The following is a 17778-nucleotide window of genomic DNA, read 5'->3' on the forward strand; positions in this document are numbered from 1 at the left end:
AGGTCGCCTCCGTCCCTCGAATCGACTATGAACAAGTTTTGAAGCGCTTTTCGCGGGGCAGATGTGCCTCATGACGCTCGGACAGCGACTCAGCCAAGGCGACGAGACGGCTCTGGAGGAGTGCTACGTCGTTCTCGGACCCCTGGTCCGCCGCCATGTCGTCCGGCTGGTGCCCGGGCACGCCGTGGACGACGTCGTCCAGCTCGTCTTCCTGGAGGTCTGGCGGTCGCGGCGCCGCTTCGACCCGGCGCGCGGCCTGGAGCCCTGGGTCCTGGCCATCGCCCGGAAACGCGCCATCGACCAGTTGCGCGCCGAGACACGCCACTCCCGCAGAGCGGTGCCGTTGGAGGACGCGGCGAGGGTGCCCGACAACACCACCGCCGTCGACACCGCGTGCGACGTCCGGAAGGCGCTGGCCGGCCTGCCCGCCCCGCAGCGGCAGGCGATCATGCTGGCCCACTACGGGCAGCTGACCCAGCGGGAGATCGCCGACCGGCTGGCCGTCCCGCTCGGCACCGTCAAGGCGCGCACCGCCCGCGGGCTGCACCGGATGAGGGACCTGCTGTGACGACCGAGCATCCGCGTCCCCGGCTCGCGGTGTCGAGCTGCCTGCTCGGCGCGCCCGTCCGCTACAACGGCGGCCACAGTCGCGACCGGTTCCTCACCGACCTGCTCGCGCCCCACGTCGACTGGGTTCCGGTCTGCCCGGAGATGGAGATCGGGCTGGGCACGCCCCGTCCCACGCTGCGGCTGCATACCGGCGGACGCATCGTCACCAAGGACGGCGCCGCCGACCACACCGAGGCGATGACGGCCCTGGCCGAGACCCGCATCCCCGATCTCACCGGCCTCGACGGATACGTGCTCAAGTCACGCTCACCGAGCTGCGGGCTGACGAGCCTGCCGCGCTACGCCTCCGGGCTTCCCGGCGAACGCACCGACGGCCAGCCGGTGGACCGGCGCGGCCGGGGCGTGTTCGCCGACCTCGTCACCCGGGCCCTCCCCGACCTGCCCGCAGAGGAGGACGGACGGCTCCACGACCCCGTCCTCCGCGAGAACTTCATCGAGCGCGTCTTCGCTCACGCCCGGCTCCGCACCTTCTTCTCCGCCGACTGGCGGCCCAGCGATCTCGTCGCCTTCCACAGCCGCCACAAACAGCAGCTCTTGGCGCACGACCCGTCCACCTATCAAGTGCTGGGACGGATCGTCGCCGAAGCGGGCACCCGCCCGCGCGACGACCTGGAAACCGACTACCGCCGCCATTTCAACGAAGCGTTCGCCATACGCCCGAAACGCGGTCGGCACGTCAACGCGCTCCAGCACATCTTCGGGATTCTGAGCGAGCACCTGAACGACAGCCGCCGGCACGACATTCTGAACGCCATCGAAACCTACCGGCAGGGACGGGCGCCTCTCAGCATCCCCATCACCCTCCTACGGCACCACGCCGAGGGCGAAAGTCTCGATTATCTGGCTCAGCAGACCTACCTCGACCCTTACCCCGCCGACCTCGTCCTCCGCCACCACCTGTAGACCTGCGGGTATCAAGGGAGTTCTATGGGCAGGTCGTGCGGGTTGACCTTGGCGACGATCAGCGCCGGGGCGTTCGACGCCTTCGCGGCGGCGAGCGCTTCGTCGAACGCCCGCGCCGTGTCGACCGACGTGGCGGACCGGACGCCGAGGCTGTTCGCGAACTTGGTGAAGTCCCAATGGTTGAGGACGACGTAGGGCTTCGGCTGCGCACCGGCGTTGGAGAAGTACGCGGGGTCGATCAGGAATTGCTCGAAGGCGTAGATGCCGTTGTCGACCAGGACGACGACCGGGTCGCGTCCGTATCGCGCCATCGTGGAGAGCGCCTGCGCCGTCATCTGGAAACCACCGTCACCGCAGATGACCAGCGGGCGCCGCCCAGACCCGAACGATACGCCGACGGCGGCGGCGACCGAGTGCCCGATCGAGGCCCACACGGCGCCGCAGATGAAACCGTCGCGGCCTTTTACGGGCAGGTCCGCCGCGGCGAAATCGCCGAGGAAGGTGTCGGGGACGACGATCCAGGAATCGTCCAGTGCGGCGCTGATGCGCTGGAAAACCTGCCGGTACGTCAGTGCGCCCGTGGCCGGTGGGGGCGGGGCCGGATTGACGCCGGCGGGTGCGGACCCGGGCGGCGCCGTCGCGGCGGCGGCGACGAGCTCCGCCACGAGCGCCCCGATCTCGGCATTCTGCTTGGTGCCGCCCTTGACCTTCACCTTGCCGTCATAGGCCGAGACGATGCGGCCGTTGTTGCCGGTCACCAGTCGCGCGTAGCCGTTGGGGAAGACGCAGCCGAGCATCACGAGCAGATCCGCATGCTCGACGGCCTCCTTGGCGACGGGCGTCGAATGCGGCGGGTGGTAGACCCCGACCCATCCCTTGCCCTTCTCGGCGAGCGTCGACTTGGCGAGCAGGGTGGACGACCAGCGCACGCCGAGCTTGGCGATCAGATCGGCGACCTTGTCGGCAAGCCCGTACCGCTGGACCTCGGTTCCGACCAGAATGAGCGGCTTGTTCGCGGCACGGATCAGCCCGACGATCCTGGTCGCGAGTTCCTTTTCGGTGCCCGCAGGAGGATTGGTCGGCGACAGCCGTCCGGTCGGCATCGGACAGCCCTGGTTCCAGACGCTCTTGCTGATCTCGACGTAGACCGGCCGCTTCCTCTTGAGCGCCGTTGTGATCGCCCGGTCGACCGCGGCGGGCGCGTCGGCGACCGCGCCGACGCGGACGGCGCTCTCGGTGACGAGCTTGTAGGCGTTCAGATCGGTGTCGGGGCGGCCGTTCGAGTGCGAGAACAGCACGTCGAAATTCTTCAGGTTGGTGAGGTTCTCGGCGGTCGGACCGCCGTTGAAGACGATGACCGGACTGCGCTCGACCTGGGCCCCGGCGATCGCGTTGATCATGCTCAGCGTGCCGACGCCGTAGGCGACCGCGACCGCGCCGAGGCCCTTCGTCCGCGCGTAGCCGTCGGCGGCGTACCCGGCTTCGAGATCGCTCGCCGTCACGACCGGATCGACGTGGTGGGCGGCCGCCTTGTCGAACAGGTCCGCGCACGTGGCGGCCGGAACGCCGAACAGCGTGTCGACATGCTGTTCACGCAGCCGCGTCATGATGTAGTCGACGACGGTGAAGGCCATGGTCGCGCTCCAGTATGTGTGCCCGTCGCGCGGCGGGCGGGGCCGGGTCGGACAAAACTAGGTACGGACTGATATCTCCGGATCGACCATGGGCATATTTCCTGGATGGTGGATATGGAAGTGAGGCTTCGGCTTCAGTGTCCCGAAGCCGAACAGTGAGGCAATGTGATTGACCAGGCACTTGACCCTCACCTTGTCCGCCATCTCGTCGTTCATGCAGCTCTCGAAGGTTCCGCCGATGACGACATGGTCGGAGCGTGGGAACATGTAGCCGTTCTGGCCGTAGAGGTACTTCAGTTCTGGCTGCTTGCGAAGCATTGCGAGCTGACCCTTGATCGGGATCAGTTTCGAGTCGTTCCAGAGCTTCCTGGCGCCGAATCCGGTGCAATTAATGATGATCTTCTGTGGCAGTGACGTGAGTATCTGGTCCGCGCTGGCGAATTCTCTGGGAATGATGGTGACGCCACGGTGGTTCAGATCTCGTTCCAATTGGGTCAGGAAGGTCGGAGGCTCGACCAGCAGCGTCTGGTACTTGTATCCGGGTTGGGTGTGTCCCTTGAACGGTAGGCGGTGCATCGGGACCCGTTCCGGCAGGAGGCCGGGTGCGAGTTTCATCACCACCTCCAGGTTCTCCGAGGGGGCCGCGGTGTAGTTGGGCCGCTCGAAGACGCCGAATCTTTCTCCCTCGCTCTTGAAGGTGTTGTAGGAGTTGGTGAGAATGCCCTTGAGTTCGCGCTCGTGGCCGGCGAATGCGACGATGGACACGGCCCACTGGCCACCCGCCTTGTACGACGTGGTGTCTTTCACGACGCGATCCGAATAGATCTTGACCTTGAGGCCGAGGTCGAGCAGCACCGTCGCCGCGGTCAGCCCCATCACACCGGCGCCGATTACCGCCACCTCCACCCCGTGCGACGCGCCGATGTGGCTCCGGACGATCTCCTTCACCCTGTTGGCACAGCCCCAGCTCAATGTGATGCCGGCGCCGCCATGGCCATAGTTGTGGACGATGAACTTGCCGGACTCCTTCTCCGCCTCCAGGCGATAGGAGCCGATCCGATACGGTCTCACCGCGGCGACGCACGCGCCCGGGGCATCGGGATTGAAGGTGAAGTCGGGCGTTGGGAGATTGGAATCCACCGGTGCGTGGGCGGGTGACATGTCTTAGCCTCTCAATGCGGTCGTCCTCGGTTTGGTGAATCGCGAGCCGTCCGGCGTCGGCATGGTCAGACTCTGGTGAGTCCTTGCGGGAAATCGAATACCTTGTCCGGGTCGTAGGTGCGCGCGACCGAGCGGAGCTTGGCCAGGTTCGACCCGTAGTAGGCCTTCGGCCAGTCGGGCAGGGCGGGATCGATGTAGTTCACGTGACCCTTTCCGATGCCCAGGGCGCCCATCTTGGCCACGACTTCGGCGACACTACGGCGCGTCCTGTTCTGGTTGCCGGGCGTGGTGCCGGCGTAGATCTGCGCTGTGGCGAACGCCTTGCGGTAGGGAAACGCGGTCTCATCGGCGCGCAGGTCGGCCACCGCGCCCCCGAGCGGGTCCAGGATGAGGGAAATCCCCTTGCGGCCCGTGAACACCTTCACGAGTGCCTTCGGATCGGCTGCCGGAGCGTCCAGAATTCGCGACGAGCCCACGAACGTCTCCCGGGCGGTCCCGTCGGCGAAGTACTTCATTGCCCCCAGATAGTCCTTTTTCAGTACGCTTCGCCTTTCCGGCTGGACGCCGGAACGTTCCACCAGATCGTCCACCAACGCGTTGCACGTGTCACGAGGCCCGACGAAGCAGCCGCTCACCCGGCATTTCGGCGAATCGCCGGAGGTGATGACGAAAGTCGCCCACATCTTCCGCGGCGCCGCCGAGATCCACCGCTGCCACGCGCTCAACACCTTGCTTACTCGTACCTCTCCCGCGGGGAACGTGAGGCGGAACACCGTCAGCGCCGGAGCCGGAACGGTCGAGAATATGAACCTCGTGACTACGCCGAGATTGCCTCCGCCGCCTCCGCGAAGGGCCCAGAACAAGTCCGGTTCGTGCACGGGTGTAGCCATGCGGACGGCCCCATCCGCGGTGACGATTTCCACCCCGTCCAGATGGTCGCAGGTCAGGCCGAAATTGCGCTGCAGCACGCCGAGCCCGCCGCCCAGGGTGAGCCCGGCGATGCCGACGGTGAAACAGGACCCCGCTGGGAGGCAGCGCTTCGCCCTGGCGAGCTTGCGGTAGACATCTCCCAATACCGCGCCAGAGCCGATGATCGCGGTGTCGTCCTTGAGGACGTCCACGGTCGACAGGCGGCGCATGTCGATGACGAGACCCCCGTGCGGCGCCGAGTATCCGACGTAGCTGTGTCCGCCGCCACGGGCGGCGATCGGGATCCGGTTCCGGGCCGCCGACACCGCCTCGCGAACGTCGTTCACCGTCGCGCACTGCGCCACCGCGGCGGGTATGTGGTCGTCCGTCAGCGTGTTGAACAGCTTTCGGGCGTCGTCGAATCCAGGGTCCCCGGGGCGCAGCAGCTTTCCGCGCATTCGCCGGCGCAGCGCGTCCCAGTCCACCCCGGTCCCGGAAAACGTCTTGTCCTGCGTACGCAACGACGAATCTCGCATCGTGGTCACCGTCTCCTCGTGGCGCGTGGGGAGATCATGAGAGCGACTAAACAAATGCTGCGATCTCCGCCAGCGCATACCGTGTCCACGTCGAGATCAGCGCTAACGTACCTTTGGCCAATGATTGCCAGGAAATAGATATTGCAGGGGAGGGGCCCTGGCCGTGCGTGCCGCGCCGTCCGGGGACGGCGCGGCACGGGGCTCGTCAGTCGACGGCCGGGCCGGAAATCGGGTTGTAGCCGGCGAACGGGCCGGTCGGAATGCCGTTGAAGGGGCGGATATTGAAGGCCAGGGCGCCGTTGGGTTGGCGGGCCAACAGGTACTGCGTCAGCGGGCCTCCGTTGGGCTGGAGCGTGAAGGCCGTCGGGTTGCCGATCACCTGTCCCTCGACGCGCTCGAAGGGGGAGTAGGTACCGCTGCCGTCGGTCTGTCGGCTCGTCTGGATGGTGTTGTCACTGGTCCGGACGTACAGGCTCTGGGTCGAGGCGCCGATGTCGCTCGTGGCCGTGACGGCGGGCAGCGGCTGCCAGGTCGCTCCTCCGATCGACAGGCTGAATGCGTACACCCGGTTGTCCTCGCCGCGAGCGAAGAGCGTCCGCTGAGCGCTGAACGGCGAGTCGCGTTCGACCGTGAGATTGCTGGTGACGCGCAGGTCGCCGAGCACCTGGTAGCCGGAGGCGCCGTTCGGACCCACCCGGTTGGCGTAGACACGATTGTCGGTGCCCCGGACGAAGATGCGAGTGTTGCCGCCGACCGTGAGCAGTTGGAGCCCCGCGGTGATGTCGCTGGTGATCGTCCCGCCGAGGCTGCTCCAGCCCGTCCAGGCGCCGTTGCGGCGGACGTTGGTCCACACCGCGCCGTCCGGCCCTCGGGCGAAGAGCCGCACGCTGCCGACCGGCTCGTCCCGCGGGACGATCGGCTCGATCTCACCGGTGACCGTGAGGCCGGTCAGCACTGAGTACCCGGTGACGCCGCCGGACGGCGTGACGGTGTTGGTGTAGACCCGGTTGTCGGTACCCCGGACGAACAGTTCGGTGCCATTAGGCGTGACCACCGCGGACGGATCGCCCACGATGACGCCTCCGAGAGACTGGAACGGAGCGAACCCGCTGCCCGAGCGTGCGCTGTACAGCAACGCGCCGTCGGTGCCGCGGGCGGCCACTCCCTTCGCCGGCTGGTTGGCGGTCAGGTCGAAGGCGACACGTGGAGTGCTGAGGTTCGGCAGGTCGGCGGCATAGGGCTCGGGCGGCTGAGCGGCCGCCGAGGCAGGCGGGGTGGGCAGGGCAAACCCCAGCAAGCCTGCCGCGACAACCGACCCGACGGCCGCCGTGAACACCTTGCGGAACCGGACGAGATGCATCATTAAGCGTCCCTTCATCGCATGAACGACACCTATTCGTCGCCGGACGCGCGCCGGATGAACGAAGTAGCCCGAATGCATGCGATGAGAGCCGGCTGCTTGGTTTCGCGGACCGTCCTCGTCGTCGGAGAGAATGTTGGCATGACCACGCTGGACGGACGGCGCGTATACACCCGCGGCGACCTGATGGAGCGCTACGGGCTGGGGCGTAGCACCCTGGAGAAGCTTTATCGGGAGCAAGAGGCCAACGGTCATCCCGAACCGGTGGGATCGGTCGGCTCGCAGCTCGCGTGGGACTCCGAGGAGTGGGACCGCTGGTACGCGGCGCGCCAGGCGAGCCGAAAAGTCCCGGTCGGACTGGTCACGCGGGACGAGTTGAGCGCCCGGTACGGCCTCAGCCGCCATGCGCTCAAGAAGCTGTGGAGCGAACGCGAGAGCAACGGGCACCCGGACGCCGCCCTCCAGGTGGGTAAAGCTCTCTACTGGGACGAGAGGCAATGGGCGGCCTGGTACGAAGGCCGCGAGGAACATTCCGCCGCCGACGATGATCCCGATGCTCTGGTCACGCTGGCAGAGGCGGGCCGAATCCTGGGCCTCGCCCAGAGCAGCGTCACCGTCTACGCGAAGCGTCCACCCGCCGGATGGCCCGAACCCGTCCGCGAGGAGGCTCTGGGCGGCGGCCGGGTCCGTCGCCTCTACCGGCGAGGAGACGTACTCGCCTACGGCGAGACCCGGTCTACTCCTCGAAACTGATTTCGGCGCTAATGCGCTCCGGCTCGCTCGTCCCGCCCGAGGTCACGACTTGGTTCGGTTGGTGGAATGGCGTCCCATAGCTTCCGGAACAGCCCCAGATGCCGCTGCACCCGTTCCGGGTCACTCCGCTACCGTGGTGCGACTCGCAGTCGGGATTCACCGAGCGCAATGGAGGCAAGGGATGACTCGGGCCAGTTCAGTGGCTCAGCGTCACTTGGCGCTGTTCAACGAGTGTGTGAGCAATGGGGATTTCTCGGCTCTCCTCGCGGAGTTCGCCCCCGATGCCGTGGTCAAGTTCGAGAACGTACCCGGAGCGGGAACTCTGGAGTTCCAGGGACTTCGAGCCATCACCAAGGCCTATGAACGGCAGCCGCCGGACGACAAGATCGACCTCACCACCGAGGCGTTCGAAGACGGCGAGAGCATTGTGGTGCCGTTCGCATGGCGCGCGGACGGCAGCACGGGGGTCATGCGGCTGACGTATGCCGACGGTCGCTTAGCCCAGATGGTCGTGATCTTCGACTAGGCCGCGGGCTCGGCCGTCGTCCATTCGCCCGCGCGTGGCTAGGCCGGTGCGGTCAGACCCATGAACTTGCTGCAACGCCGGATCGCGGCCTCGTCTCCCTCGATCGTCAGGCGCCCGGTCGCCACCGCGTCGAACGGCGACAGCAACTCGGCGCCGATCCGGACGAACGTCCGCGCATCCGTGGACACCACAATGGCGGGCGCGTTCGCCGGTCCGTGATGGGCCGTGGCTTCTTCGTCCTGGACGCGAATGTGGAAGACCTCGTCGTCGACCCGGAATTCGTACGACTCGTCGATGGACGGAGCGGGTCGGCCGTGGATCATGGCCTGGACGGCCAGAAAACCCCAAGCGCCTCGGGCGGCGCCGTTCTCCGCGTCGTCCTCGCTCAGGAAGTTCATGCCCCAACGGGAGAGCATCAGAAGCGGAGCGCGGAGGTGCTGACCGGTGGCCGTCAAACGGTACTGCTTCCCCCGGCCGTCTCCCTCCACGGGGAGCGCTTCGATGATCCCCTGCTCGGTGAGGACGCGAAGCCGCTCGGACAGGAGGTTGGTGCCCAGGCCGGGCAGATTCTCCTGGATTTCGGAGAACCTCGCCGGTGCGAGGAGGAGTTCCCGGACGATCAGCAGGGTCCAGCGCTCGCCGATGACGTCCAGAGCGGACGCCAGGCCGCAGAACTGTCTGTAATGTCGCTTGTCCGCCACGCACACCCCAGGACGACGATCGCTACACGGGACAGGAGTAACGTAGCCGACGTCTCGTGCACTCCTTGACAGTCACTTCAGAGAGGCATAGCTATCTGGAGAGTCGTAGGGAGGCTCCCATGGCACGTGTCCCGGAGTTCATGCGTTCGCTCGTCCGGCCCCATCGAGGTCCGGACGAATCGACGAGCGCGGTCGAGGCAGAGCCGGCAGCCCTGCCCGTGGCGGCCCCGCAGGAAGCGAAGCCCAGGACGTTCCTCGGCGATGCGACCTCAGGTGTCAAGATCTCCGGGCAGCTCCCTCCGCTGCCACCCCTGGAGGATCTCGGCTACGACGGTCGGCCACCGCTGGACGCCTCGCAGCGCCAGGGGACGAGATCGCCCTACGAGCTGCTAGACCTGCATGTTGCCTACCTGAATCACGGGATCCAAACCCGCGACTGGGGACCGCTGCTCGACCTGTTCGCCGACGAGGCAGTGGTCACCTTCGTTGGGCTCCAAGGCGGACCCTACGAAGGGCGGACCTGCATCGGGGACGCCTATGACCAGCATCCCCCCGAGGTCCCCGTCAACATCGTGGGGACGAGGTTCATGAAGGGCATGCTCGTCGCCGCCTACGCGTGGGACACCGTCCCGCCCGAGCGGGGCGGCGACCTGGTGCTCGAGGTGGAGGACGGTCAGATCGTCCGGCTCACCATGACCTTCGCGTCTCGGCGCCCCGGCCCGGCGGAGGCTCGGCAGTGAGGTGACCTAGCCGGTTACTTCACTTGTTGCTAGTAGTTGCTACATCCTCGAACACACTTTCGGCCAATGTAGCCAGATCACTGTGCGTGCATGGTTCTACTCTTGCCCAACTGCCGGAAAAATGACTATCAATAAAAGAAGTCATCTGGAGAAAGATGAAGGGGGTTCACGATGGTCGCTGATCCACATGAGGGCCTCGACCCGTCCGAAGAGACACCGGACACCGGGGAGAGCTCGGACGGAGACGGCATCAAGCGTCGCACCTTCGTCACCGGCACCGCCGCCGCCGGCGCGGTGGCCGCGGCCGCGGCCGTGCTGCCGGCGGTGGCGGCGGATCCGGTCGCGGCCGCGGAGAAGCGGGCCGACACGGCCGCCATCCCGGGCAGCAAGCACTTCGCCACGATGCTCGCCTTCGGCGACTTCGAACTCAGCGAGGAAGGCAAGCTCCTTTTCACCAAGCCCGCGGTCGTGGAGGCCCCGAAGACGCCCGACGACCCCGTGGTCATCGCCTGCGCGGGAATCCAGGGGCTCAGCGGGGTCACCACCGAGCGGAAGGTCCTCGCGACCAAGAACGGCAGGCCCCGGGTCGGCCTCACCCGCATCCTGACCCACTTCCAGTGGGAGAACCCCAAGGTCCTCATCGAGCAGAATCCCTATAAGAACAGCTGGGGAGAACTGGTCGGCAACGGCACGGGAGGCATCGGCAAGCTCCTGCCGGGCAGGGCGACCTTCTACCAGTACCTCATCCTCACGGCCTTCGACAGGCCGCTGATCAACGCCAAGCCCATGGTCATGACGGCTGAGGACGTCAAGCAATGGCCGCCCATCGGCTCCCACTTCAAGACCGAGGGACCGACCGATTTCTACGACCTGTCATCGCTGACCCGTCCGGGGGACATGGCCTCCGAGGTCGCCCCGGACTCGCCGGTGATCGCCACTCTCGCGGCGTGCCAGACCATCGTCATGACCCAGGTGTTCATGCCGTCCATTCCTGGGTGACCGCCAACGACGATCCCACCTCCGGTCTGGTGACCCGTGCGCGGCCTCACCAGGCCGGAGTCCTGGCTCCTTCTCCAAAGGCAGGCAGTTGCATGAGTTCGGGAACCTTCAAAAGGTACGTCCACCGCGCCGGGACCCTAGCGACTGCGGTGCTCGTGACCGTGACCTGCGTGGCAGGCACATCTGCCGCCCGGGAGCAGTCTCTTCGGGACGGCGCGCGGGGTGAACACCTCGCGGGCTTGGTCAACATCAAGAGAGCCCAGAACCACCTCGCCGCACTGGAAGCCGCTGCCGACCGCGGGGGAGGCAGTCGCGCACCGGGTACACGCGGATTCGAGCTGAGCCAGGCGTACGTGCGTAAGCAACTCAGGAACGCCGGCTACGAGGTACAGGAGCAGAGCTTCAGCTTCCTGTTCACGCAGGACCTCGACGCTCGATACCAATACCCGGGCACGGGCGAAGAAGTGAAGATCAAGACCATCAACTTCACGCCCTCCACCCCGACCGAAGGTCTCGAAGGGACGGTCGTCCCGGTACCGCTCAATGGGGCGCCCGGCTGCACCCCCGCCGACTACGCGAACCTGCCCATCAAAGGCGCGATCGCGCTCGTCAGACGCGGCGGCTGCAGATTCACCGACAAGCAGAAGATCGCCGCCGGAGCGGGAGCGACGGCCGTGCTCTTCTACAACGACCAGCCCGGCCTCCTGTACGCCTCACTGGCCACCCCAGAAGACGGCCTCATCCCTTCCGGCGCAATGACAGCGGCTCAAGGCGAGGAACTCGCACGTCGTGCAGCCGATGGCACACTACAAATCCGTGTTTTCCTCAGACAACTCGTAGAGAATCGCACCACCAGCAACCTGATCGCAGAAACCCGCGCCGGGGATCCTTCACACGTCCTCATGGTGGGAGCCCACCTGGATTCGGTCCCCGAAGGACCGGGCATCAACGACAACGGCTCAGGCGCGGCCGGCACCTTGGAGCTCGCCCTCGCGCTGGCGAGATCGAGCAACCCACTCTCTGAAAAAGTCAGGTTCGCGTGGTGGTCGGCGGAGGAGTGGGGCCAGATCGGCTCCGAGAGCTACCTCAAGGCAATACCGGCTGACCAGAAGGCAAAGATCAGCGGCTATATCGACCTTTCCAAACTCGGCTCCCCGAACTACATTCGCGGCTACCTCGACCCGACCGACGAGGACCACAGCGGTGGACCGGTGGGCGCACCAGGCTCGGCAGAACTCCAGACAGCCCTCAAACGAGGACTGACCCACTCCGGAAACCCCGCCATACCGCTCGACCTGAACGGCTCAAGACAAGCCGACTGGATCTCGTTCTTCGACCAGTCAATCCCGGTGGCCGGCCTGTTCTCCGGCTCAGAGGGCGACAAAACCGCTCACGAAGCAGAACTGTTCGGCGGCGAGCCAGGAAAACCCTATGACCCCTGCCAACACACCCCGTGCGACCGCAGAACAAACATCAACCCGCAGATCTTTGGCCAAAACATCAAGGCAGCAGCCTACGCACTCACCCTCCTCACCAATCCAGAAGCACACAAATAGGCCTGCCACGTCCAAACACCATCCACATACTCGGCCAGGAGAACTTGCTCTGGTGTCTGCTCCAATTCGGTGCACGCTGGCTCCAACTGGTCCGTTCCGGTGCGCTCGACGTTCGCGAGAAGCAGGGTGCGTTACGGGTCGAGGTCATCCGCAGATCGGACGAGCCGACCAACGCCAAGGCGTGCCAAGCACCGACGAGGGCGGCGATGGTCCGTCGGCGCCCTTGCGTCAAGGTGGCGCAGACCTTGCAGCCAGACTCCATGTGGGCAGTGCCAGTGCGGGCCGGTCCGGCGGGCGGCAGCGAATACGGTTCGCCACTCCAGCACGGTCGAGCGCACTGCCAGGAGACCGATCACCTTGTAGTCGGCACCGTGGAGCCCGGATCCCCGAGGGCATCTCCGGGATGTCCCCGGTCCTACCCTGAGATGGCGTCCACGGCCTGTCGGCGTGATCTCCGCCGCGCCAGGATCGGTAGATCTCGCGATCGCCGATGAGGGAGTCAGAATGAGCCGATGGACCTCCGAGCCGACACGCCGAGCGGTGCTCATCTCTGCCGGAGCGGCGGGAATCGGGCTCATCGCCGGGTCGGGCCGCCGAGGCGCGGACGCCGCCGCTTCGGAGACGATCGGGCCGCGGTACCGCGGGGGCCGGATCCGGCTGACGCTGCCGTCGCCGACCGGCAGGCACCGTGTAGGGACGACGTCGTTGCATCTGGTCGACCGTTCCCGGCGCGACCCGTGGACGTCCACCCCACGCGAACTAATGATCAGCCTGTGGTATCCGGCGCGAAACGGCGAAGGCGATCGTGTCCCCTGGATGACCTCCGCCGTGGAAGCGCTGTACAGGCAGCAGACCAGCCGCAACCTTCAGACGTCGCTGGACGCCGTCGACTTCCCGCTGACCCACGCCCGCCGGAACGTTCCCGTCAGGGCTCGGCACGGCGGCCGTCCGGTCATCATCTTCTCCCCGGGCTACGCCGCGATGCGCGAACAGGGCACGACACTGGTCGAGGACCTGGCCAGCCGAGGCAACGTCGTCGTCACCATCAGCCACACCCATGAGGCCCAGTTCGTGGAGTTCCCGGGCGGACGGGTGGAGCCGAGCCGGCAGCCCGCCGACCCCGACTACGCGCTGGCGCTACGGACCCGGCGGGACGACACGACGTTCGTGTTGGACGTCCTAGCCCGACTGAACAGCGGGGCGGACCCGACCATCCAGGGCCGCCGCCTACCCCACGGCCTGCGGGGCGCCCTCGACTTGTCCAAGGTCGGCATGTTCGGACATTCGCTGGGCGGTGCCGCGGCCGCGGAGACGATGGCTCACGACCCTCGTGTCCGCGCGGGCGTCGACCTTGACGGCAGCGTCGACGGCGCCGCCCGGGACACCGGCCTGGACCGCCCCTTCCTGCTGATGGCCAGCGCCGGTCATGGACGCGACAACGACGATTCCTGGGCGGACTTCTGGTCCCATCTGCGCGGTTGGCGCCGCCAACTGCTCCTGAAGGACTCGGGACATCAGGCCTACACCGACCTGGGCCCCCTCGTGCCGCAGTTGATCAAGGCGCTGCCCATCCCGCCGCAGGTGGTCGCCAGGCTCACCGAGAACATCGGCACGATCGATCCCGGCCGCTCCGTCGCCGCCCAGCGGGCCTACCTGGCCGCCTTCTTCGACCTGCACCTGAGGCGCCATGACGACCACCTGTTCTCGGGGCCGTCGCCGCGCTACCCCGAGATCGAGTTCGTCCCCTGAGCCACCCCGGGTCGGCAGCGAGCCAGCCTGCGCGCTGACGTGATCGGGCAGTTCGGTGACGATGGCCGGTGCCTGATGACCGCACCGGCTATCGTCGGCCGACCGACATTAGACCAGGTGTCCAACCGATCACGCTGCCGACGTCGCGATCACAAACCCCCGGAGTCCGGAAGCGGCGTCGCGGTATTGCGGGTGGTCGGCCAGGTCGTCTTGGGGCAGCTGGCGGAAGGTGGAGGAACTGGCCTTCACCTCGATGCCCGTCGAGCGCACTTGCTGTCCCGGGCCCTGTGCGTAACGGTCGCTCTGCCGAAAGCACAGGCTCAGGGCCTGCCGCGTCGCTCCGGGGGTCTGGCGCTGACGCTGGTGTTGGTGACCACTCAGGGATCAGTCCCGTTCCGGACCCTGGTCGATGCGCTTCTGCAGCTGGGCGTTGATGCGTTGGGCTTCGGTGAGCTGGTCCTGAAGGATGATGATGCGGCAGGCCGCTTCCAGCGCGGTGCCCTCATCGACTAGGTCGCGGGCGCGCTGGGCCAAGTGCAGTTGGTAGCGGGAGTAGCGGCGGTGACCACCGGCCGAGCGTTGCGGGACGAACAGTTTGGCGGCGTCCAGGCTGCGCAGGAACCCCGGTGTGACGCCGAGAATTTCGGCGGCCCGGCCCATGCTGTAAGCCGGGTAGTCCTCATCGTCCAGCTTGTCGTCCAACCCGCTTTCCAACTCGCTGCCGGTGTCGGCGTCGTCCGGTGCCGGACCGGACCGGGTGGGATGCGAGTGTGCTGGGTGGGCGCCGGTCTGAGCCGGCTGAGGTGCTCTCACAAAACCTTCCGTACTAATCGTGGGAGGCGCACGTGGGGCGTGCGCCGGATGTGTTCTGGAAATGACGGGGCCCCGGCGCCAAAAGGCAGCGCCGGGGCCGTGAGGTACAACACCAACTATCCGGCGCTGTGGCCGGTCCTTGTCCGCACCGGGCGCTGAAGGCCGGGATGCGGGGGATCGCGGATGCGTGACCGCAGAACCACGGTCGAACGTGTGGGCTGCGGTACCCGCGCGGCGTGACTGGAGCCTGCGGCGGGCGATCCCGGTGGTGCCGAGACCCTCCTTCCGTGTTCTCCCTACTTACCTGCGTTCTTTCCTTCACTACCTTCAAGCCGCCGGCGGCCCGTTGGCCGCCGGGTGCGCAGACCGGCGCCGGAGTCCCTTGCACTGCGTTGACCCCGGCACGCCCGGTCCGCGCGATCCATCTCACCGGGCAGTTCGTTCTCTGCCGCGTCTCATGGACTTGTTCCTCTTCGATGACAGGAACTCTACCCCACCCCGCCGCGAATATCTACCTCGATCACCACAGGTTTTCGTAGATCGTCCGGTGGGGTTCGCCCGCCGGGGCAGGCGCCGCGTCCATGTGGGCCCGAAGCACCGCCCCACCCGAGGTCGCCCGTCAGCCGGGCGTCGACCGGTGATGGGCGCGCGCGAGCGGTGGTTAGAAGGACGTGCGGTCGCCGGTGGGGACGATCTGGTGGCCGAGCGGCGTCAGGGAGATCGGGATCAGCTTGAAGTTGGCGATGCCGAACGGGATGCCGATGATCGAGATGCAGAGCAGCACCCCGGTGGTCAGGTGCCCGAGAGCCAGCCACCATCCGGCGACGATGATCCAGATGACGTTGCCCAGGACGGAGGCGGTGCCCGCGTCCCGTCTGGGCACGGCCGTCCGTCCGAACGGCCAGAGCGCGTATCCGGCGATCCGGAAGGACGCGATCCCGAACGGGATGGTGATGATGAGGATGCAGCAGATCACCCCGGCGAGCACATATCCCAGGGCCATCCAGAATCCGGCCAGCACCAGCCACAGAACGTTCATCAGCGTTCGCACGGAAACCTCCTACAGCAGTGCCACGCCACGATCGTAGCGGGATCGGGGCATCGGCCCTTCCAGCCTGTAAAGGAGCCGTGCTGACAAGAGTGCTTCCCTGGGGCCATTCCCCTCATGTCGGGTCAACGGCACGACAAAAGTGTTCAAGTATTTCGGCGGCTTCTTCTAGCCTCGGCCACCAGTGACCAGATCTGTCTTTACTGTGGCATGCCGGTGATGACGAAATGAGTGTGGTGCGTCATCTGAGAATCAGTCGAAGGTGGTGGAGATTTCGTGCCAGCCGCCGGGAACGAAGGTGGTGGCTTCGTCCGGCCCCCAGCTTCCTTTGGCGTAGGGGAGGGGCTGGGTGGGGAGGTCCAGGACGGGCTGGACGATACGCCAGGATTCTTCGGCCAGGTCGAAGCGGACGAAGCGGCGGGGATCGCCGGTCATCGCGTCGGTGAGGATGCGCTGGTAGGCCGCTTCCATCGGGCCCAGGACCTTGGTGAAGTCCACGCTGAGCGGGACTTGCCGGGTGCTGTCGCGCCCGGGGACCTTGGCGAGCAGGTCGAATGTGACCCCCGCATCGGGCTGAATGCGGAAGCGGATCAGATTGGGCTCTGGGGCACCGTCGAAGAAGCTGATGGGCGGGGTGCGGAGTTGGGCGACGACTTCCAGGTCGGTGGTGCCCAGTGCCTTACCGGAGCGAATGTAGAAGGGGACGTCGGCCCAGCGCCAGTTGTTGATGCGCAGGCGCAGCGCGGCGTAAGTCTCGGTGGTCGACCCCTCACGGACGCCTTCGGTGGCGAGATAGCCGTCGTACTGGCCGCGGACGACATCGCCGGGCGCGACGGCCTCGACGGCGCGCAGTACCCGCCACTTCTCGTCGATGAAGGCGCGTGCGTCGGTCGACGGCGGCGTGTCCATGGCCAGGAGCGCGAGAATCTGCAGAAGGTGGTTCTGGACGACATCGCGGATCGTGCCGTTGGCGTCGTAGAAAGAGCCACGGTCGGCGACGTCGAAGTCCTCGGCCATCGTGATCTGCACGTTGTCGACGTAGTGACGGTTCCAGATCGGCTCCAGGAGCATGTTCTCGAACCGGAACATCAGCAGGTCCTCGATCGGCTCCTTGCCGAGGAAGTGGTCGACGCGCCTCAGATGGTCCTCGTCGAAGAACTTCAGCAACTCGGCGTTCAACGCCCGCGCCGACTCCAGGTCCTTGCCGAACGGCTTTTCGACGACCATCCGGGCGTTCTTGTTCAGGTCGACTTTGGCCAAGCCCGCGGCGACCGTCGCGAACAGCGCCGGAGGAACCGCAAGATAGTGAGTGAGGAATCCCGCATCGCCGACCTCGCCGCGGATCGCATCGAAGGTGGCGCCGTCGGTGTAGTCGCCCGCGACGAGCCGGAGGTTCCCGGCGAACTTCTCGAACGCCGCGTCGTCCACCTTGTCGTGCTTGGCCTCGCAGGCCTCACGGGCCCGACTTCGCAGTCCGGCCAGGTCGAGGTCGGTCTTGGCGACCCCCACGATCGGCTGGTCCAGCACCCCGTCCGCCGTCAGCTGGTACAACGCCGGCAGCAGCATCTTGTACGCCAGATTCCCGGTGATCCCGAACAGCACCATCGCGTCGGCTCGCTCCATCGCAGGCCCCCTTCTCCTCGGCTCACAGCCTGCCGCCTCGGCCATCCGGAGAACAAGCGTCCCGCGGGTTGCATAGCGCTCCGGCAGGCTGCGGGCGTGGTGCCGGGCACCGCCCGCCGCCGTGGCCGGGCTCCGAC

The 17778-nt window shown here is 66.6% G+C and carries 16 protein-coding genes; 8 read left to right on the forward strand and 8 right to left on the reverse strand.

Going from position 1 to position 17778, the window contains the following annotated elements; all coding sequences use genetic code 11:
* The first annotated feature begins 70 nt into the window (after positions 1-70).
* Together FXF68_RS13645 and FXF68_RS13650 are read left to right on the forward strand one after the other, a co-directional pair.
* Positions 71-568 carry an RNA polymerase sigma factor gene (locus FXF68_RS13645; protein ID WP_148759273.1) on the forward strand — a complete coding sequence of 166 codons (498 nt, stop codon included), beginning with the start codon at positions 71-73 and terminating at the stop codon, positions 566-568.
* Complete coding sequence (locus FXF68_RS13650) at positions 565-1533, forward strand: YbgA family protein (protein ID WP_246178655.1); 969 nt, start codon at positions 565-567, stop codon at positions 1531-1533. The genes FXF68_RS13645 and FXF68_RS13650 overlap by 4 nt, the downstream gene beginning before the upstream one ends.
* Positions 1534-1544: 11 nt before the next feature.
* On the opposite strand, the gene FXF68_RS13655 is transcribed toward FXF68_RS13650, so the two are convergent.
* The 4 genes from FXF68_RS13655 to FXF68_RS13670 form a co-directional block, all read right to left on the reverse strand.
* A complete protein-coding gene (locus tag FXF68_RS13655) occupies positions 1545-3167 on the reverse strand; it encodes a thiamine pyrophosphate-dependent enzyme (protein WP_148759275.1) in 1623 nt (540 codons plus the stop codon).
* Between the two features lie 57 nt (positions 3168-3224).
* Positions 3225-4328 (reverse strand): FAD-dependent oxidoreductase, encoded by a 1104-nt coding sequence (locus tag FXF68_RS13660; RefSeq protein WP_148759277.1) that lies wholly within the window; start codon positions 4326-4328, stop codon positions 3225-3227.
* A 65-nt stretch (positions 4329-4393) separates the two neighbouring features.
* Positions 4394-5773 (reverse strand): FAD-binding oxidoreductase, encoded by a 1380-nt coding sequence (locus tag FXF68_RS13665; protein ID WP_148759406.1) that lies wholly within the window; start codon positions 5771-5773, stop codon positions 4394-4396.
* Positions 5774-5978: 205 nt separating this feature from the next.
* A complete protein-coding gene (locus FXF68_RS13670; RefSeq protein WP_148759279.1) occupies positions 5979-7136 on the reverse strand; it encodes a DUF8189 domain-containing protein in 1158 nt (385 codons plus the stop codon).
* Between the two features lie 138 nt (positions 7137-7274).
* On the opposite strand from FXF68_RS13670, the gene FXF68_RS13675 reads away from it, so the two are divergent.
* Entirely contained in the window at positions 7275-7886 is a 612-nt protein-coding gene (locus FXF68_RS13675; protein WP_148759281.1) for a helix-turn-helix transcriptional regulator, read from the forward strand.
* A 214-nt stretch (positions 7887-8100) separates the two neighbouring features.
* Positions 8101-8412: a nuclear transport factor 2 family protein gene (locus FXF68_RS13680; protein WP_148759282.1), complete on the forward strand. Its 312-nt coding sequence runs from the start codon at positions 8101-8103 to the stop codon at positions 8410-8412.
* A gap of 38 nt (positions 8413-8450) precedes the next feature.
* On the opposite strand, the gene FXF68_RS13685 is transcribed toward FXF68_RS13680, so the two are convergent.
* Positions 8451-9119: a winged helix-turn-helix transcriptional regulator gene (locus FXF68_RS13685; RefSeq protein WP_246178656.1), complete on the reverse strand. Its 669-nt coding sequence runs from the start codon at positions 9117-9119 to the stop codon at positions 8451-8453.
* Positions 9120-9232: 113 nt separating this feature from the next.
* Here FXF68_RS13685 and FXF68_RS13690 point away from each other — a divergent pair, with 113 nt between their 5' ends.
* From FXF68_RS13690 to FXF68_RS13700, 4 genes are all read left to right on the forward strand, one after another.
* Positions 9233-9853, forward strand: a complete 621-nt coding sequence (locus FXF68_RS13690; protein ID WP_148759284.1) for a nuclear transport factor 2-like protein — start codon at positions 9233-9235, stop codon at positions 9851-9853.
* Positions 9854-10024: 171 nt separating this feature from the next.
* Positions 10025-10852 (forward strand): hypothetical protein, encoded by an 828-nt coding sequence (locus tag FXF68_RS42315; RefSeq protein ID WP_187437903.1) that lies wholly within the window; start codon positions 10025-10027, stop codon positions 10850-10852.
* Entirely contained in the window at positions 10849-12408 is a 1560-nt protein-coding gene (locus FXF68_RS13695) for a M20/M25/M40 family metallo-hydrolase (RefSeq protein ID WP_187437904.1), read from the forward strand. Before FXF68_RS42315 ends, FXF68_RS13695 begins: the two co-directional genes overlap by 4 nt.
* Positions 12409-12912: 504 nt before the next feature.
* Positions 12913-14157, forward strand: a complete 1245-nt coding sequence (locus tag FXF68_RS13700; RefSeq protein ID WP_148759287.1) for an alpha/beta hydrolase family protein — start codon at positions 12913-12915, stop codon at positions 14155-14157.
* Positions 14158-14541: 384 nt separating this feature from the next.
* Here the strand turns inward: FXF68_RS13700 and FXF68_RS13705 are convergent, their stop codons facing one another.
* The 3 genes from FXF68_RS13705 to zwf form a co-directional block, all read right to left on the reverse strand.
* Positions 14542-14817 (reverse strand): MerR family transcriptional regulator, encoded by a 276-nt coding sequence (locus FXF68_RS13705; RefSeq protein WP_083981114.1) that lies wholly within the window; start codon positions 14815-14817, stop codon positions 14542-14544.
* Positions 14818-15631: 814 nt separating this feature from the next.
* The gene (locus tag FXF68_RS13710; protein WP_222869945.1) at positions 15632-16009 is read right to left on the reverse strand and encodes a YccF domain-containing protein; all 378 of its coding nucleotides are present in this window, start codon (positions 16007-16009) and stop codon (positions 15632-15634) included.
* A gap of 261 nt (positions 16010-16270) precedes the next feature.
* Entirely contained in the window at positions 16271-17641 is a 1371-nt protein-coding gene (gene zwf, locus FXF68_RS13715) for a glucose-6-phosphate dehydrogenase (RefSeq protein WP_148759290.1), read from the reverse strand.
* Positions 17642-17778: the final 137 nt, after the last annotated feature.

This window comes from Actinomadura decatromicini, from assembly GCF_008121305.1.
GTDB lineage: Bacteria > Actinomycetota > Actinomycetes > Streptosporangiales > Streptosporangiaceae > Spirillospora > Spirillospora syzygii.

Bases quoted from the DNA above. Each gene is read 5' to 3' on its own strand.
- FXF68_RS13645 (WP_148759273.1), top strand. From the start codon at position 71: ATGACGCTCGGACAGCGACTCAGCCAAGGCGACGAGACGGCTCTGGAG.
- FXF68_RS13655 (WP_148759275.1), bottom strand. From the start codon at position 3,167: ATGGCCTTCACCGTCGTCGACTACATCATGACGCGGCTGCGTGAACAG.
- FXF68_RS13660 (WP_148759277.1), bottom strand. From the start codon at position 4,328: ATGTCACCCGCCCACGCACCGGTGGATTCCAATCTCCCAACGCCCGAC.
- FXF68_RS13665 (WP_148759406.1), bottom strand. From the start codon at position 5,773: ATGCGAGATTCGTCGTTGCGTACGCAGGACAAGACGTTTTCCGGGACC.
- FXF68_RS13670 (WP_148759279.1), bottom strand. From the start codon at position 7,136: ATGATGCATCTCGTCCGGTTCCGCAAGGTGTTCACGGCGGCCGTCGGG.
- FXF68_RS13675 (WP_148759281.1), top strand. From the start codon at position 7,275: ATGACCACGCTGGACGGACGGCGCGTATACACCCGCGGCGACCTGATG.
- FXF68_RS13690 (WP_148759284.1), top strand. From the start codon at position 9,233: ATGGCACGTGTCCCGGAGTTCATGCGTTCGCTCGTCCGGCCCCATCGA.
- FXF68_RS42315 (WP_187437903.1), top strand. From the start codon at position 10,025: ATGGTCGCTGATCCACATGAGGGCCTCGACCCGTCCGAAGAGACACCG.
- FXF68_RS13700 (WP_148759287.1), top strand. From the start codon at position 12,913: ATGAGCCGATGGACCTCCGAGCCGACACGCCGAGCGGTGCTCATCTCT.
- FXF68_RS13705 (WP_083981114.1), bottom strand. From the start codon at position 14,817: ATGGGCCGGGCCGCCGAAATTCTCGGCGTCACACCGGGGTTCCTGCGC.
- FXF68_RS13710 (WP_222869945.1), bottom strand. From the start codon at position 16,009: ATGAACGTTCTGTGGCTGGTGCTGGCCGGATTCTGGATGGCCCTGGGA.
- zwf (WP_148759290.1), bottom strand. From the start codon at position 17,641: ATGGAGCGAGCCGACGCGATGGTGCTGTTCGGGATCACCGGGAATCTG.